This window comes from Tateyamaria sp. LSS28 (assembly GCF_059611725.1).
The window spans coordinates 75,360-89,256 of record NZ_JCAPFI010000004.1; the positions used below are offsets into that span (position 1 = coordinate 75,360).

Sequence of the window (13,897 nt, forward strand, 5' to 3'; positions counted from 1 at the left end):
CATGTCCACTTCCCTTGCCCTTTCTGACGACCAGGCCAGCGCTTTTGACACCGTAACCGAGATGTTGCGCGGTGCAGGCATCGATCTTGATGACGCGCTTCTTATGCCGCCGAAATCCTCGGCCACGTCCGTCATGGCAATCACGGGCAAGGCTGGATCGGGCAAGACACTTCTGCTGTCCGAACTCTACAAGGCGCTCGAAGCTGCCGGGGTCGAGATCGTGTCGGGCGATTACGAATCCCGCAGGCGCAAGGACCGCCGGACCCTTGCCATTCTTGCCCCCACAAACAAGGCGGCAAGCGTGCTGCGCTTTCGCGGCGTGCCTGCGACAACGATCCACCGCATCCTCTACACACCAGTCTATGACCCAGAATACGAACGCATTGCCGAATGGCTCGCCGGCAATGGCGACCGGCCTGAGGTCGAGGGGCTGACCGACCAGGCACTCGATCGAGCCTTTGCCTTCTACCAAACAAACAAGTCCATTCCCGGCGCATTGGCTGCTGCGGGGTTGCGTGGAAGCGACTTCATCACCGGTTGGAAACGGCGCGAGGAACCGCTGGATATTGGCTTCATCGACGAAGCCTCCATGCTGGATGACAAGCAGTTCGAGGATCTGAAAGAGATTTTCCCAACCCTCTTGCTGTTTGGTGATCCCGCGCAGTTGGCCCCTGTCAACCAATCCGGCGCGATGGTGTTCGACAAGCTGCCCGAACGTCGGGTCATGAACCTGGGCCGCATCCACAGGCAGGCAGCGGACAACCCGATCCTCGACCTCGCACACGCGCTGGCCGATCCGCAGGTCGATTTCTACCGGTTTGAAAAGATGGTGGAGGAGGCCGCAGCTCGTGACAAACGTGTCGTCTGGGGCCAGCGTGTCGAGGTGGACCTGATGGCGCGCAGCCCGGTCCTTGTCTGGCGCAACGCCACCCGCATCCGTCTGATCAATGCCTTCCGCGCGGTGTACGAAGCCCCCGATGACCGCCTGATCGAAGGCGAACCACTGATCTGTGACGGTCTGGAACTGCCGCTGAAACACCGCAAGAAACGGCTCGACCTCGAAGCGCGCGGGCTGATCAAGGGCGCGCAGGTTGTTTATCTTGGGGAAGGGCGCAAACCCGGCTTTTCCCGCCTGCACGTGATCGGGGCCGAAGACCCGCAGGTCTCTGCTGCGTCAATTGTGAAGATAGAAAAACCGGACGAGGAAGAACCTTTTATCCCCTATGCCGCGCGCATGGGCGCCACATTCCTCCACGGGGCCGCCGTAACAATCCACAAAGCACAAGGCTCGCAGTGGGACACGGTGCAGGTGTTCGCGCCTGACCTTTATGTGGCCGCCCGCATGAACCGGACAGAAGCAGGGCAGCCCCTCTGGAAGCGGCTGGCCTACGTGGCCATCACGCGCGCACAGAACAGGCTGATCTGGGTGGTTCGGAACAGGTTGTCAAAACCGACAGGTCCGCTGCGCGTCGACGATTTGCGCAGCGTTCCGGCTGCCACCCTCACCCTCACCCTCGCGCCCGAGGAACCAGAACTCTAGTTGCGCAACAGTGAAAACGCAGCCGATGCAGTCCATCCAGCTGCAATGGCAATCGCGAGCGACATCAATCCGTACCAGAACGGGTTTTCGCGGCTGAGGACAAAAAGCCAGCGCTCCAGTCCTACTTTGCGGACGTCAATGGTTGTCTCGTAGCTCGCCACCACCTCTGCGTCCCGCGTCAGAAAGATGCGCGTTTCATAGGCGCCTTCTGTCAATGCCGCTGGCAGGCGGATGCGGGTCCGAAACAGCGTGTCTTCATCGACAACAACCTGACCTTCAAGCAGCTGGTACGTCTCGGCAGCGGTGTTGATGCGGATCAGGGCCGCAACATAGGAACTGGCATCCAGAACCGAGTTTGGCGCGCCGACGGCATTTAGTTTGCTGGTGACAGATACGCGGTGTTCCAGGTTCTCACGAATCCCCAAAACCTCTTCAAGCGGCGCGCTTGATGCCACAGCGTAGTAACTTGGTGCCCCATCAAACTCGACCGCGTCGGTGTTGACCCAGATACCGAAACGCCGCTCCTTGCGGCGCACGGTGACGGGCTCAGGTGGGCCTGCAATGGTGACGATGACACCCAACTCACCCTCGGGGATGGGGGCTTCGCGTTTGACCGCGCCAAAGATCAGGATTTCGGATCCATCAAAGCTGGTGGTGATCGCCACTTCGTCCTGGCTCAGACCCAGTACGACCTCTTCGGCCCAGGTGGGCAGGGCGACGAGAATGAACAGGGCCAACCAGCGTAGCATCAATGACCCCCCACCGCACCAACAGAGTAAAGTTCGGACGGCATGACAAGCAGATCAAAGGCCAGCTTGCCGCAGACAACCAGCACCATCAGGGCCAGCAAGATGCGCAGCTGTTCCGCCTTCATCCGCACGCCGATGCGCGTGCCGATCTGGGCACCGATCACACCCCCAACCAACAACAACACGGCCAATACCACATCCACCGTAAAGTTCGTCGTGGCATGCAGCATCGTGGTGAATGCGGTGACAAAGATGATCTGGAACAGGGACGTCCCAACAACCACCTTGGTTGGCATACCCAGCAGATAGATCATGGCAGGCACCATGATGAACCCGCCACCAACACCCATGATGGCGGCGAGGATGCCAACACTCAGTCCGACCAAAAGCGGCGGAATGACCGAGATATAAAGACCAGACACCCGGAACCGCATCTTGAAGGGCAGCTTGTGGATCATCCCGTGTTTCTTGCGGGTGGGCATTGTAGTGCCCTTGGCCGTTTTGCGGATCGCGTTCAGGCTTTCGACAAACATCAATGCGCCGATCACGCCAAGGAAAACGACGTAACATAGACGTACCAGCAGATCGACCTGACCCAGCGACTTGAGATAGTTGAAGATCAGCACACCCAGTGCCGCACCTATCAGGCCGCCAATCAGCAGCACGGTCCCCATCCTCAGGTCCACCGTCTTGCGTCTGAGATGGGCCAGCACGCCCGAGAAGGACGAGGCAACAATTTGGTTTGCTTCTGTCGCAACAGCGACAGCGGGTGGAATGCCGATAAAGAACAAAAGCGGCGTCATCAAGAAGCCGCCACCAACACCAAACATGCCGGATAGGATACCCACCATGCCGCCCAATCCAAGAAGAAGGAACGCGTTAACCGATACCTCGGCGATGGGCAGGTAGATTTGCATGGGTACTGTTAGGACGGCACGGTATGGGAAATCAAGATGTCATGCCGCTGCGCAGCAAACTGGGGTTAAGTTTGTGGGGAATCTGGACCTATCACGCGGCACATAAGCATGTGCGCCTTATTGTTCGGGCGCCGGTGGCGCATCAAGATGCGCCTTACCGCTCTTTCACATAGGGCTCGCCGCCCGCACGCGGGGGAATCGCCTTGCCCACAAAGCCCGCAAGGATCACGACCGTCAGGATATAGGGCAGGGCGTCCAGAAGCTGGACCTGCACTCTAAACCCAAGCGCGCCTTCGATGATGTCAGGGCGCAGGGCGATAGCCTGCAAGTAGCCGAACAGCAGTGTGGCCCACAGCGCATGCCAGGGCCGCCACTTGGCAAAGATGAGGGCGGCCAGCGCGATAAAGCCACGACCGGCGGTCATGTCCTTGACGAAGCCAGCTTGTAGACCCGTCGCAAGATAAGCCCCCGCGATGCCACATAGGATGCCGCAAATACCAACGGCCACAAAACGCAGGCCGACGACCGATACGCCGGCTGTATCCACGGCCGCCGGGTTTTCACCGACAGCGCGCAGGCGCAAGCCAAAACGGGTGCGGAAGAGCAGCCACCACGTGCCCGGCACGGCCAGAAGCGCCACGTAGACAAGGATTGAGTGGCCCGAGATCAGCTCGGCATAGATCGGGCCAAGGAACGGCACGCCGCGCAGGCTTTCGGCAAAGGGGAGGATAATTGGTTCGAACCGGCCACCGCCGATCAGCGACGGGGTGCGCCCACCTTGCTGAAACCAATCCTGTGCAATCAGCACAGTCATGCCCGCAGCAAGGAAGTTGATGGCGACACCGGAGATCAACTGGTTGCCGCGAAAGGTGATCGAGGCAAGGCCATGGATACCCGACAAAGCCATCGACGCGGCGATACCGGCCAAAAGCCCAAGCCAGACAGAGCCCGTCATGGCCGCTACGGCAGCAGAGAAAAAGGCCGCAAACAGCATCTTGCCTTCAAGGCCGATGTCAAAGATGCCCGCACGCTCCGAGAACAGGCCGGCAAGACAGGCCAGCAGCAGCGGCGTTGCCAGACGGACGGTTGAGTCGAGGACCGAGAGGTCGAAAAGGGCGAGAAAATCCATCTTACTTACTCCGCCGGTTCGACCGATTTGGACGCACGTGCAGTGCGCACCGCAAGGAATATCCGTTCAAGCGGCATCCGCACCATGTTATCCAGCGCACCTGTGAACAGGATCACAAGCGCCTGAATGACGACAATCAACTCACGTGGAATCGATGTCCACAGCGCCAACTCCGCCCCACCTTGGTAGAGAAAGCCGAACAGGATCGCGGCAAGGAAAACACCAAACGGATGGCTGCGGCCCATAAGGGCCACCGCGATGCCAATAAAACCGGCACCCTCAACCGCGTTAAGAACCAGTCGCTCGGCCTCACCCATCACGTTATTGATCGCCATCATGCCCGCGAGGGCGCCTGAGATCAGCATGGCGATCATGGTGATGCGCACGGCCCCTATACCCGCGTATTTGGCAGCGCGGCCTGACTTGCCATAGGACCGGATCTCAAGGCCCAAGGGCGTGCGCCAGATCAACAGCCAGACCAGCACACAGGCGATAATGGCGATGACCAGCGACACGTTTGCCGGTGCTGCCTTGGAGAAGTTGATGCCAATCGGGGCCAGCATCTCGTGCAGGTTCGGCAGATGCACTGCTTCGCGGAACCGCTCGGTGGCGGGGTCCATGCTGCCCGCTGGGCGCAACTGGTTGACGAGCATGTAGTTCAGCACGGCAGCTGCGATGAAGTTGAACATGATCGTGGTAATCACGATATGGCTGCCCCGCTTGGCTTGCAGATAAGCAGGGATCGCGGCCCAAAGTGCGCCAAATACTGCAGCACCGGCCGTTGCAGCCAACAAGGCGATGGTCCAATGCGGCCAGGGAATGAACAGCAAGACAAGAGCAACGCCAAGCCCGCCCAACATGGCCTGACCTTCGCCACCGATGTTGAACAGCCCGGCGTGGAACGCCACGGACACGGCCAGCCCGGTAAACATGAAGTTGGTCGCGTAGTAGAGCGTGTAACCCCAGCCATAGGTCGACCCAACCGCGCCAGTGACCATCAGGTTCACGGCCTCTACCGGATTCTCACCAATGGCAAGGATCACCAGCGCCGACAGAAGCGCCGCAAGGATCAAGGAGATAAGCGGAACAAGGATCACCTCGGCCCATTTTGGCATCACATCCATGGTTCAGACCTCCTTCGACGCATCGCCGTGCGCATGGGCGAGGTTGGCTTCAATCTCAGCTATCGTGTGGGGCTTGTCGGTGTCGGTGATACCCGCCATCAGCAAGCCCAGTTCTTTTTCGTCGGTCTCGGTTGTCTGGCGCTCACCCATGATCTGCCCGTCAAACATGACGGCCACGCGGTCGGCAAGACCCAGAATTTCCTCCAACTCGACCGACACAAGCAGGATGGCTTTGCCCTGATCACGCAGGGCAACGATCTGTTGGTGAATGAACTCAATGGCCCCGATATCCACGCCGCGCGTCGGTTGACCGATCAGAAGCAGGTCCGGGTTCCGCTCAATCTCGCGCGCCAGAACGATCTTTTGCTGGTTGCCGCCGGAAAAGTTCTTTGCCGCCAAATGCGGATGCGGCGGACGCACGTCAAAGCGCTCCATCTTCTCGGCCGTATCGGCCTTGATGGCTGCGTTGTTGCTGAGCAGGCCAGAGGTATAGGCCGCATCCCTGTGATAGCCGAACGCGGTGTTTTCCCAGGCGGCGAAGTCCATGATCAGGCCTTCGCGCTGACGGTCCTCGGGCACGTGGGCGATGCCACGGTCGCGGCGCGACCGCCCATCCGAATACTTGCCGGTCAGGTCAATGGGCTGACCGTTCAAAGTCACGGCCCCGGTTGCGTCCTCATAACCACCCAGCACTTCAAGCAACTCTGACTGACCGTTACCTGCAACGCCTGCGATGCCCACAATTTCACCTGCACGCACCTGCAGATCGATGCCACGCAGACGTTCAACGCCCTGATCATCGACGACTTTCAGGTTTCTGACGTCCAGCACAACATCGCCGGGTGCCGCTGGTGCCTTGTCGACGCGCAGCAAGACCTTGCGACCGACCATCAGTTCGGCCAGCTCTTCGGGGCTGGTTTCGGCAGTTTTGACGGTGGCAGTCATCTCGCCCCGGCGCATCACGCTGACGGTGTCGGTGATGTCCATGATCTCGCGCAGCTTGTGCGTGATCAGGATGATTGTTTTGCCTTCTTCCTTGAGGCGCCCAAGAATTCGGAACAACTGGTCCGCCTCGGCAGGCGTCAACACGCCCGTGGGTTCGTCCAGGATCAGGATGTTGGCCTGTCGGTACAGGGCTTTCAGAATCTCGACACGCTGCTGCATGCCCACGCCGATCTCTTCAATGACGGCATCCGGATCGACCTTGAGGTCGTATTCCTTCTCCAGCTCCAGGAGGGTCTTGCGGGCCTTCGAAAGCGCCGGCTTCAGCAAGCCGCCGTCTTCGGCGCCCAGAATGATGTTTTCCAGCACGGTAAAGTTCTCGACCAGCTTGAAATGCTGGAACACCATGCCGATGCCTGCGGCAATCGCCGCCTGGCTGTCGGGGATCTCGGTCTTGTTGCCCCCGATAAAAATCTCGCCCGCATCGGCCTTGTAGAAGCCATACAGGATGGACATGAGCGTTGATTTGCCCGCACCATTTTCGCCGATGATCCCGTGGATCGTGCCGGGCATCACGCGGATCGAGATGTCTTTGTTGGCCTGAACAGGGCCGAAGGCTTTGGAAATGCCTTTAAGTTCTATGGCGGGGGCTGTCATGGGTCTTCCCTTGGTCCGGGGCCAAGATTTTTCGTACGAAAAATCTGGGCCGCGCGGCGGTTACACCGGGCGGCCCAGATCACTGCGTGTCTTGCGCTTAGAAGTTCAGCACAGGGCAGCTGTCGTCCGACATGTAGTCGTGAACGGTCAGGGTGCCGCCGGCGATCTCGGCCGATGCCGCGTCCACGGCGGCTTTCATCTCGTCCGAAACCAGAGCCGCGTTGTGCTCGTCCAATGCATAGCCGACGCCGCCATTGGCCAGACCCATGACATTAAAGCCTGTCTCCATGTCCACGCCATCGGTAAAGGCCTGGAAGACGGCGTTGTCCACGCGCTTCATCATCGAGGTCAGAACCTTGCCCGAGTGCAGGTAGTTCTGGTTGCTGTCCACGCCAATCGACAGGATGTCTTCGTCAGCGGCGGTCTGCAGCACGCCTACGCCGGTGCCACCCGCAGCGGCATAGACAACGTCAGCACCCTGGCTGATCTGCGCCTTGGTCAATTCCGATCCCTTCACAGGGTCGTTCCAAGCGGCGGGCGTCGTGCCTGTCATGTTGGCGATCACGGTTGCGTCGGCGTTCACGGCCTTGACACCTTGGGCGTAGCCGCAAGCGAACTTGCGGATCAGCGGGATGTCCATGCCGCCGATGAAGCCGACCGTGCCGGATTCGCTGGCCTGCGCCGCCATCATACCCACGAGGTATGAGCCTTCATGCTCGTTGAAGACAACGGAACGGACGTTGGGGGCGTCCACAACCATGTCGATGATGGTGAACTTGGTGTCGGGATAATCAGAAGCAACCTGACCCAGTGCATCGGCAAAGGCAAAACCGGCCATGACGATTGGGTTCGCGCCGGATTCGGCAAAGCGGCGCAGGGCCTGCTCGCGTTGGGCTTCGGATTGCAGTTCGATCTCGCGGAAGCTGTTGCCGGTCTCGTCCGCCCAGCGTTTCGCACCGTTGAAGGCCGCTTCGTTAAAGGATTTGTCGAACTTGCCGCCCAGATCAAAGATCAGCGCGGGTTCGGCCAGCGCAGCACCTGCGGACAGGGCCAGGGCCGCAGTCGCGCCAAGGAATTTCTGCATCATGGTCATCTATCAGGTCTCCCAGTTTTATCATGGTTGGGGCGGTGGCGGCGGACCACCGAACGCCCGGGATCAAAAGATCATACGGGATTAGGCCGCAGGGGCGGGGGGGCGTCAACCGCTTTTTAACCCATGGGGCGGGTGTGAAGGGGGCTAACCTTGCGCAAAGCTGATTGGGTAGGCAGGGTGGCTGTCTGCCCCCGCTCGGCCCTACGGGCGAAGCCCCCCCGAGGATTTTTTGAGAACAGACAATGGGAGGGCCGCGCGCATGATCAGCGCGTCAGCACGGCTGTCCGGGCGATTGTAGTAGTCCGGACGGGTCGCAATGATTTCAAAGCCTTGGTGGGTGTAGAGTGCAATGGCGTTCGCGTTGTCCGATGCCACTTCAAGAAAGGCGCTAGCGCACGTCGTGGCTGCCTCTGACATCCAAGAGGTCATCAACTTCGTGCCAATTCCCTGGCCCTGATGCGCCGGGTCAACGGCGATGGTCAGCAGTTCCGCCTCCGCTGCAATCCCACGCCAAAGGGCGAATCCATGCGGGACCGTGTTTAGATGCGTGTGGGGATTCGCCAGAAGATCGACGAACTCCTGCGCTGACCATGGGCGTTCGCGGGTAAAGGCAGCCCCATGCAAAGCGGCAAGCGTGTCCGGTGTCATGGCAGGATCGGTGGCGGCGCATCCCGCGCCGGTGCCGCATCCGGTGGGCGGACATAGAAAGGGGCAGGTGGCGGTGTCTCGGTCGGCCAGACAGAGGCGGCGTGCAGCGCGATCGCGGTGGCCAGTTCTGCGGGGGCAGGACGCGGCGCTGGGTTCGCGACTTCCGCAACGGGTCGCAACTGTGCTTTGCCACTCTCCGTGACATAAGCCATGTCACGGGGGGCCGGGATAGCGACGGTCGTGCCGTCTGGTGCAAGCCGCGTCCGAGCCTCGAAACCTGTGACGCCGTAGGCGGGGCACCCGAGCCCAAGGGCCAAGCCGCGTGCCGCCGACACGCCGATGCGAATGCCGGTGAAGTTGCCTGGTCCGGTTCCCACGGCCAGCGCATCCAGATCCGCCCAGGTCATGCCTTGGCCGTTCAACACCTCCTCAAGCAATCCCATCAACCGCTCGGCCTGTCCGCGCGCCATCTCTTCTCCCACCGCAACCAACACCGTATCACCGCGCACCAGCGCCGCCGCACAATGGGCGGCAGACGTGTCAAAGCCGAGGATTAATGGCGCTGTCATTCGGCTACAGTGCCCAATGCGTCACGTGCGGATGCATCGGCACGCGGCAGATCGTCATCGATATGCAGCCACGGCAAGGCACTGCCAGAATGGCTGTGCATCGCGGGTGCAAGCTGCTCCGCCTGATCAATGATCCCGATGGGCACATAGATTTGGTCCGGCAAGTAGTCGAAGGCCGCGCCCAGCGGTGCATGACAGGTGGGACATGTCCAGCGTTCGACACCAGCGGCACCCCGAAATGCATCCGGCAATTGTGCGATCACATCGGCCCGATCAAAGGCGGCAAAGGCCGCGACCGGCGCGCCAGTCCAGCGACGACAATCGTCGCAATGGCAATAAGCCACCGTGAAAGGTGGCTTATCCAGCGTCAGTCGGGACGCACCGCAATAGCATCGGGCCGTGATCGGCCCGGTAGGGTCAGACGGCAACAGGTCGTACCTCTGTCACCTCGGGAATATAGTGGCGCAGCAGGTTCTCGATCCCCATTTTCAGTGTGAGGGTCGAAGACGGGCAGCCTGCGCAGGCACCCTGCATGTGCAGGTAGACAACGCCGCGGTCAAAGCCGTGGAAAGTGATGTCTCCACCGTCCTGTGCAACGGCTGGACGGACCCGGCTGTCGAGCAACTCCTTGATCTGACCAACAACGGCGGCATCTTCACCATCATGCTCGGCGTGACCGGAGGCCGGAGCGTGGCCATCATCCATGACCGGCTGGCCGGATTGGAAGTGCTCCATGATCGCACCCAGCAGGGCCGGCTTGATATGATCCCAATCGACGGCATCCGCCTTGGTCACGGTGACAAAGTCGGTGCCAAAGAACACGCCCGTCACACCTTCGACCGCAAAGATGCGCTTGGCGAGCGGTGATTTGTCTGCCGCCTCGGCCGTTGGAAAATCGGCCGTTCCCATTTCAAGCACGGACTGGCCGGGCAGGAATTTCAGCGTCGCGGGATTCGGGGTGGATTCGGTTTGGATGAACATGGGCACAGCTCCTGAGCGTTACACTAGGATATGCGGATGCTACGGCGCACTGTCAAGGTTTGGAACGATTCTAAAGTGGGTGAAAGCACACAGATTGCGATCAGGTGATTGCTTCCAGCTTCTCTTTGCTTAAATCGCCCGGCACGACGGTCATCGGAATCGGCAGATTGCCTGCGTTGCGGCTCAGCTGCGTGACAAGCGGGCCAGGGCCCTTTTTGTCCGTCCCAGCACCCAGCACCAACACACCGATCTCTGGGTCGTCATGGACCTGCGCCATGATCTCGTCCACGGCCTGTCCCTCGCGAATAACCAGCTCGGGGTCGATACCCTGCTTGTCGCGCATCCACTTGGCGAACACCTCGAAATGGGCGTGGATGCGCTCGCGAGCCTCCTCGCGCATGACATTACCGACACCAATCCAGTGATTGAACTCGTCGGGTGGGATCACTGACAGGATTGCAACGCCACCGCCCGTGTGGTTGGCCCGCATTGCTGCAAAGCGCATCGCGTTCAGGCACTCACGGCTGTCATCCAGCACCACCAGAAATTTGCGCATCCTGTCCTCCGCTCACGTGCCGGCACAATGGCCCAACGTCCGCGCGCGCGCAATCCCGCGTGTGATCACGAGGCGCGGGCGTGGGCAAGCGCCTGTTCCAACCGGTCATTGCCCCAGAACAACGCGCCATCCACGACAAAACTCGGGGCACCAAACACCCCACGTTCCAGCGCCTCTTCGGTCGCACGACGTAGCAGGGCCTTGCCTTCTGGTGCGGTGGCCGTAGCCAGCACTGGCGCTGCATCCAGTTCAATCTCGTTCAGAAGGGTGGCAATCACGTCGTCGTCCGAAATATCGCGATCCTCGGCAAAATTGGCATGATACACGGCACGGACAAAGGCTCCGACCCACGGGGCATCCAAATGTGCCGCGGCAATGCGTGCAGCCAGCAGGCTGCCCCGCGGAAACGAGGACGGCTTGGCAAAGGGCAGCCCCAGATCGGAACAGCACCGTGCAATGTCCGTCCACATGTAAGCGCCCTTCACCGGAAACATATTGAACGGCGAATCCGTCATGCCCTGCGCGCCAAAGACAGGCCCCAGCAGAAAGGATCGCCAGACCAGCGGCACCCCGGCCTTGGCACAGGTATCTTCGATCCGGGCAGCACTCAGATAGCTGTACGTGCTGGCGAATTCGAACCAGAACTCAAGCGGCTTACCCATGGCTTGCGGCCCAATCCCAATACATCTCGCGCGCGCGGCGGGTGACAGGACCGACCTGGTAGGACGTGTCCTCGAACCCCGACACAGGCGTGACTTTCATCATATTGCCAGACAGGAACACCTCGTCAGCCTCCTCGAAATCCTCGAATGTCAGGACTTTTTCGATGACCTCCATGCCATCGGCGCGCATGTTTGACATGTGGCGGGCGCGGGTGATGCCGGACAGGAACGTGCCGTTCGGGATAGGGGTAAAGACCGCGCCATCCTTGACCATGAACACGTTGGCAGTGGCGCTTTCGGCCACGTTGCCCATCGCATCGGCCACCAGCGCGTTCTGAAAGCCACGCTTGCGCACTTCGGCCAGCATACGGGCGTTGTTGGGGTACAGGCATCCAGCCTTGGCGTTGACGACATTGTCTTCGATCACGGGGCGGCGAAACCGCGTGCGTCCCAACGTGATCGACGTGGACGGATCAGCCATCGGGATCGCTTCGAGGCAGATGGCAAATCCGGTGGCGTCCGGTTTGGGCACGATGCCTGACGCATCACCGTCCAGCCCCCAATACATGGGCCGGATGTAAACGGCATCGGACGGATCATAGGCTTTCAAACCCTCGTGGATCGCCTCCACGATATCCGCGCTTTCCATGGTTGGGGTCAGCATCAACGCCTCAGCGGACCGGTTTACGCGGGCGCAATGCAGATCCAGGTCGGGCGCACGGCCATCAAACCAGCGTGCGCCGTCAAAAACCGTGCTGCCCACCCAGCTGCCATGATCGGCCGCACGCATGACGGCAACGTCTTCATCATGCCATGCACCTTCAAAAAATGTGCGGATCTTGGTGCCGGTCGCCATGTCTGTCCTCCCCTACTGGCCCGCAGGCTAGCAGAGACAGGTCAAGGGTCCAGACCTTTTCACTTCGGTTCCTTGCGCAACTGATACACACCTTCGGGCAAGTCCAGTGCCGCAGCCAAATCACGCGCCTGTTCCGGGGACAGGGTGATCTTGACCACGCTGTCGGTGCGCGGGTCATATTGCTCCACAGTGATCACCTCGGCGAACGAGTTGATCACAACGTCTTCCTGCAGCGGGGCGGTCCCGTCATCCACCAGCGTGACGACGGTGGCGTCGAATTCATGCTCGATTGTAAACATGGGTTTAAGCGTATGCCATGCGCGCAGAGTTGCAAAGGGGCACACGGCTGCGTGAACAGGGCTGGAAGCTGCCAACATGCGTGATAGTATCTGCTGCGTTTTCTACGAAAGGACATCGCCTTGATCACGCGTCTCTTGGCCGCCCTGACAACACTGGCTTTCGTGGCCGCCTGCGATGATGTGGTAATCGCGCCAGCGCCCACCGGTGGCCCTGCGCCCGCCACGCAGGGCGTGCCAGATGAATTGGGCTCGCGGCAGCAATCCCTTCGTGCCTTTGCCGAGGTCGTGCGCCGTGTCGAACCCGTGGCTGAACGCGAATGCCGTGCCCGGACGCGGGACGTGAACTGCGATTTCAGAATCATCGTGGATGATCGGCCAAACGCCCCTTCCAATGCGTTTCAAACGCTTGATGACGATGGCCGCCCGCTGCTCGTGTTCACAGAGCGGCTGATCGACGACGCGCGGAACGTGGATGAGCTGGCCTTTGTCATGGGCCACGAAGCGGCGCACCACGTGCGCGGCCACATTGCGCGGCAGCAACAGAATGCGGCTGCAGGGGCGGTCATCTTCGGCGGTTTGGCCACAACGCTGACCGGTGGTGATGCAACTGCAATCGAGTCCGCCCAGCGGATCGGGGCGCAGGTGGGCGCACGGACCTATTCCAAGGATTTCGAGCTTGAGGCCGATGCGCTGGGCACCGTCATTACGGCCGCCGCGGGCTATAATCCCGTCAACGGAGCCGAGTTCTTCAACCGTATCCCCGATCCTGGTGACAGATTCCTGGGGACGCACCCGCCCAACGCGCAGCGCATCGAAACCGTGCGCCGTACCGCCGCCGGTCTTTAGACCGGTGCGGATGCACCGCGCCGTTTCAATCGGACCAGGATGCCGACAAGAGACATCGCCACCCAGAAGATCTGCAAAAGGGCCGAGGCCAGATTGAAACTGGCCATCAGCCCCAGCAACACGCAGCTTGCGGCAACGAGGTTGATGCAGAAATAAGCCAGACAATCGCTGCTTAGGCAGCGGGTGGTCAAAAGGCTGTAATTCGTCACATAAAGGGCAAAGCCCAGAATGCCGATCAGCTCATAAATAGGCATCGGCGGCAGTATTGAAAACGTCATGGGAAAATCCCCGGTTTGAAATTGTCTTTAATCAATCAATGCAGCGGGGAT

Annotated in this window: 17 protein-coding genes; 2 read left to right on the forward strand and 15 right to left on the reverse strand. The window is 60.4% G+C overall.

What is annotated here, in order from left to right; genetic code table 11:
* The first annotated feature begins 1 nt into the window (after position 1).
* The gene (locus AC53L6_RS12860) at positions 2 to 1,540 is read left to right on the forward strand and encodes an ATP-dependent DNA helicase (protein WP_496908132.1); all 1,539 of its coding nucleotides are present in this window, start codon (positions 2 to 4) and stop codon (positions 1,538 to 1,540) included.
* Here AC53L6_RS12860 and AC53L6_RS12865 read toward each other — a convergent pair.
* The 14 genes from AC53L6_RS12865 to AC53L6_RS12930 form a co-directional block, all read right to left on the reverse strand.
* Positions 1,537 to 2,289 carry a TIGR02186 family protein gene (locus tag AC53L6_RS12865; protein WP_299201411.1) on the reverse strand — a complete coding sequence of 251 codons (753 nt, stop codon included), beginning with the start codon at positions 2,287 to 2,289 and terminating at the stop codon, positions 1,537 to 1,539. The genes AC53L6_RS12860 and AC53L6_RS12865 overlap by 4 nt on opposite strands.
* Positions 2,289 to 3,206, reverse strand: coding sequence for a sulfite exporter TauE/SafE family protein (locus tag AC53L6_RS12870; protein WP_299743886.1), 918 nt, complete (start codon positions 3,204 to 3,206; stop codon positions 2,289 to 2,291). The genes AC53L6_RS12865 and AC53L6_RS12870 overlap by 1 nt, the downstream gene beginning before the upstream one ends.
* A 154-nt stretch (positions 3,207 to 3,360) precedes the next feature.
* Positions 3,361 to 4,335 (reverse strand): ABC transporter permease, encoded by a 975-nt coding sequence (locus AC53L6_RS12875; RefSeq protein WP_299201415.1) that lies wholly within the window; start codon positions 4,333 to 4,335, stop codon positions 3,361 to 3,363.
* 5 nt (positions 4,336 to 4,340) lie between these two features.
* Complete coding sequence (locus AC53L6_RS12880) at positions 4,341 to 5,459, reverse strand: ABC transporter permease (RefSeq protein ID WP_496908133.1); 1,119 nt, start codon at positions 5,457 to 5,459, stop codon at positions 4,341 to 4,343.
* Between the two features lie 3 nt (positions 5,460 to 5,462).
* Positions 5,463 to 7,058, reverse strand: a complete 1,596-nt coding sequence (locus tag AC53L6_RS12885; protein ID WP_496908134.1) for an ABC transporter ATP-binding protein — start codon at positions 7,056 to 7,058, stop codon at positions 5,463 to 5,465.
* 97 nt (positions 7,059 to 7,155) lie between these two features.
* Positions 7,156 to 8,151, reverse strand: coding sequence for a BMP family lipoprotein (locus tag AC53L6_RS12890; RefSeq protein WP_496908135.1), 996 nt, complete (start codon positions 8,149 to 8,151; stop codon positions 7,156 to 7,158).
* Between the two features lie 201 nt (positions 8,152 to 8,352).
* A complete protein-coding gene (gene rimI, locus AC53L6_RS12895) occupies positions 8,353 to 8,799 on the reverse strand; it encodes a ribosomal protein S18-alanine N-acetyltransferase (RefSeq protein WP_496908136.1) in 447 nt (148 codons plus the stop codon).
* The gene (gene tsaB / locus AC53L6_RS12900; protein WP_496908137.1) at positions 8,796 to 9,368 is read right to left on the reverse strand and encodes a tRNA (adenosine(37)-N6)-threonylcarbamoyltransferase complex dimerization subunit type 1 TsaB; all 573 of its coding nucleotides are present in this window, start codon (positions 9,366 to 9,368) and stop codon (positions 8,796 to 8,798) included. The genes rimI and tsaB overlap by 4 nt, the downstream gene beginning before the upstream one ends.
* Complete coding sequence (locus AC53L6_RS12905; RefSeq protein WP_496908138.1) at positions 9,365 to 9,796, reverse strand: GFA family protein; 432 nt, start codon at positions 9,794 to 9,796, stop codon at positions 9,365 to 9,367. The genes tsaB and AC53L6_RS12905 overlap by 4 nt, the downstream gene beginning before the upstream one ends.
* The gene (locus tag AC53L6_RS12910; protein WP_299201438.1) at positions 9,786 to 10,349 is read right to left on the reverse strand and encodes a NifU family protein; all 564 of its coding nucleotides are present in this window, start codon (positions 10,347 to 10,349) and stop codon (positions 9,786 to 9,788) included. Before AC53L6_RS12910 ends, AC53L6_RS12905 begins: the two co-directional genes overlap by 11 nt.
* 100 nt (positions 10,350 to 10,449) lie before the next feature.
* Positions 10,450 to 10,905 (reverse strand): universal stress protein, encoded by a 456-nt coding sequence (locus tag AC53L6_RS12915; RefSeq protein WP_299201441.1) that lies wholly within the window; start codon positions 10,903 to 10,905, stop codon positions 10,450 to 10,452.
* 65 nt (positions 10,906 to 10,970) lie between these two features.
* On the reverse strand, positions 10,971 to 11,567 hold the full coding sequence (locus AC53L6_RS12920; protein WP_496908139.1) for a 2-hydroxychromene-2-carboxylate isomerase: 597 nt from the start codon (positions 11,565 to 11,567) through the stop codon (positions 10,971 to 10,973).
* Positions 11,560 to 12,423: a branched-chain amino acid aminotransferase gene (locus tag AC53L6_RS12925; protein ID WP_299743861.1), complete on the reverse strand. Its 864-nt coding sequence runs from the start codon at positions 12,421 to 12,423 to the stop codon at positions 11,560 to 11,562. The genes AC53L6_RS12920 and AC53L6_RS12925 overlap by 8 nt, the downstream gene beginning before the upstream one ends.
* 59 nt (positions 12,424 to 12,482) lie before the next feature.
* Entirely contained in the window at positions 12,483 to 12,722 is a 240-nt protein-coding gene (locus AC53L6_RS12930; RefSeq protein WP_299201450.1) for a DUF8831 family protein, read from the reverse strand.
* A gap of 123 nt (positions 12,723 to 12,845) precedes the next feature.
* Between AC53L6_RS12930 and AC53L6_RS12935 the strand changes: the two genes are divergently transcribed.
* On the forward strand, positions 12,846 to 13,568 hold the full coding sequence (locus tag AC53L6_RS12935) for a M48 family metallopeptidase (protein ID WP_299202522.1): 723 nt from the start codon (positions 12,846 to 12,848) through the stop codon (positions 13,566 to 13,568).
* Here the strand turns inward: AC53L6_RS12935 and AC53L6_RS12940 are convergent.
* A complete protein-coding gene (locus tag AC53L6_RS12940) occupies positions 13,565 to 13,846 on the reverse strand; it encodes a CBU_0592 family membrane protein (protein ID WP_299599466.1) in 282 nt (93 codons plus the stop codon). The two genes, AC53L6_RS12935 and AC53L6_RS12940, sit on opposite strands and share 4 nt — an antisense overlap.
* Between the last annotated feature and the right edge of the window lie 51 nt (positions 13,847 to 13,897).

Excerpts from the sequence above, each read along its gene's own strand:
- AC53L6_RS12940 (WP_299599466.1), bottom strand. The coding sequence starts at position 13,846 with ATGACGTTTTCAATACTGCCGCCGATGCCTATTTATGAGCTGATCGGC.
- tsaB (WP_496908137.1), bottom strand. The coding sequence starts at position 9,368 with ATGACAGCGCCATTAATCCTCGGCTTTGACACGTCTGCCGCCCATTGT.
- AC53L6_RS12885 (WP_496908134.1), bottom strand. The coding sequence starts at position 7,058 with ATGACAGCCCCCGCCATAGAACTTAAAGGCATTTCCAAAGCCTTCGGC.
- AC53L6_RS12890 (WP_496908135.1), bottom strand. The coding sequence starts at position 8,151 with ATGACCATGATGCAGAAATTCCTTGGCGCGACTGCGGCCCTGGCCCTG.
- AC53L6_RS12915 (WP_299201441.1), bottom strand. The coding sequence starts at position 10,905 with ATGCGCAAATTTCTGGTGGTGCTGGATGACAGCCGTGAGTGCCTGAAC.
- AC53L6_RS12875 (WP_299201415.1), bottom strand. The coding sequence starts at position 4,335 with ATGGATTTTCTCGCCCTTTTCGACCTCTCGGTCCTCGACTCAACCGTC.
- AC53L6_RS12880 (WP_496908133.1), bottom strand. The coding sequence starts at position 5,459 with ATGGATGTGATGCCAAAATGGGCCGAGGTGATCCTTGTTCCGCTTATC.
- AC53L6_RS12910 (WP_299201438.1), bottom strand. The coding sequence starts at position 10,349 with ATGTTCATCCAAACCGAATCCACCCCGAATCCCGCGACGCTGAAATTC.
- AC53L6_RS12870 (WP_299743886.1), bottom strand. The coding sequence starts at position 3,206 with ATGCAAATCTACCTGCCCATCGCCGAGGTATCGGTTAACGCGTTCCTT.
- AC53L6_RS12920 (WP_496908139.1), bottom strand. The coding sequence starts at position 11,567 with ATGGGTAAGCCGCTTGAGTTCTGGTTCGAATTCGCCAGCACGTACAGC.
- AC53L6_RS12925 (WP_299743861.1), bottom strand. The coding sequence starts at position 12,423 with ATGGCGACCGGCACCAAGATCCGCACATTTTTTGAAGGTGCATGGCAT.
- AC53L6_RS12865 (WP_299201411.1), bottom strand. The coding sequence starts at position 2,289 with ATGCTACGCTGGTTGGCCCTGTTCATTCTCGTCGCCCTGCCCACCTGG.
- AC53L6_RS12860 (WP_496908132.1), top strand. The coding sequence starts at position 2 with ATGTCCACTTCCCTTGCCCTTTCTGACGACCAGGCCAGCGCTTTTGAC.
- AC53L6_RS12930 (WP_299201450.1), bottom strand. The coding sequence starts at position 12,722 with ATGTTTACAATCGAGCATGAATTCGACGCCACCGTCGTCACGCTGGTG.
- rimI (WP_496908136.1), bottom strand. The coding sequence starts at position 8,799 with ATGACACCGGACACGCTTGCCGCTTTGCATGGGGCTGCCTTTACCCGC.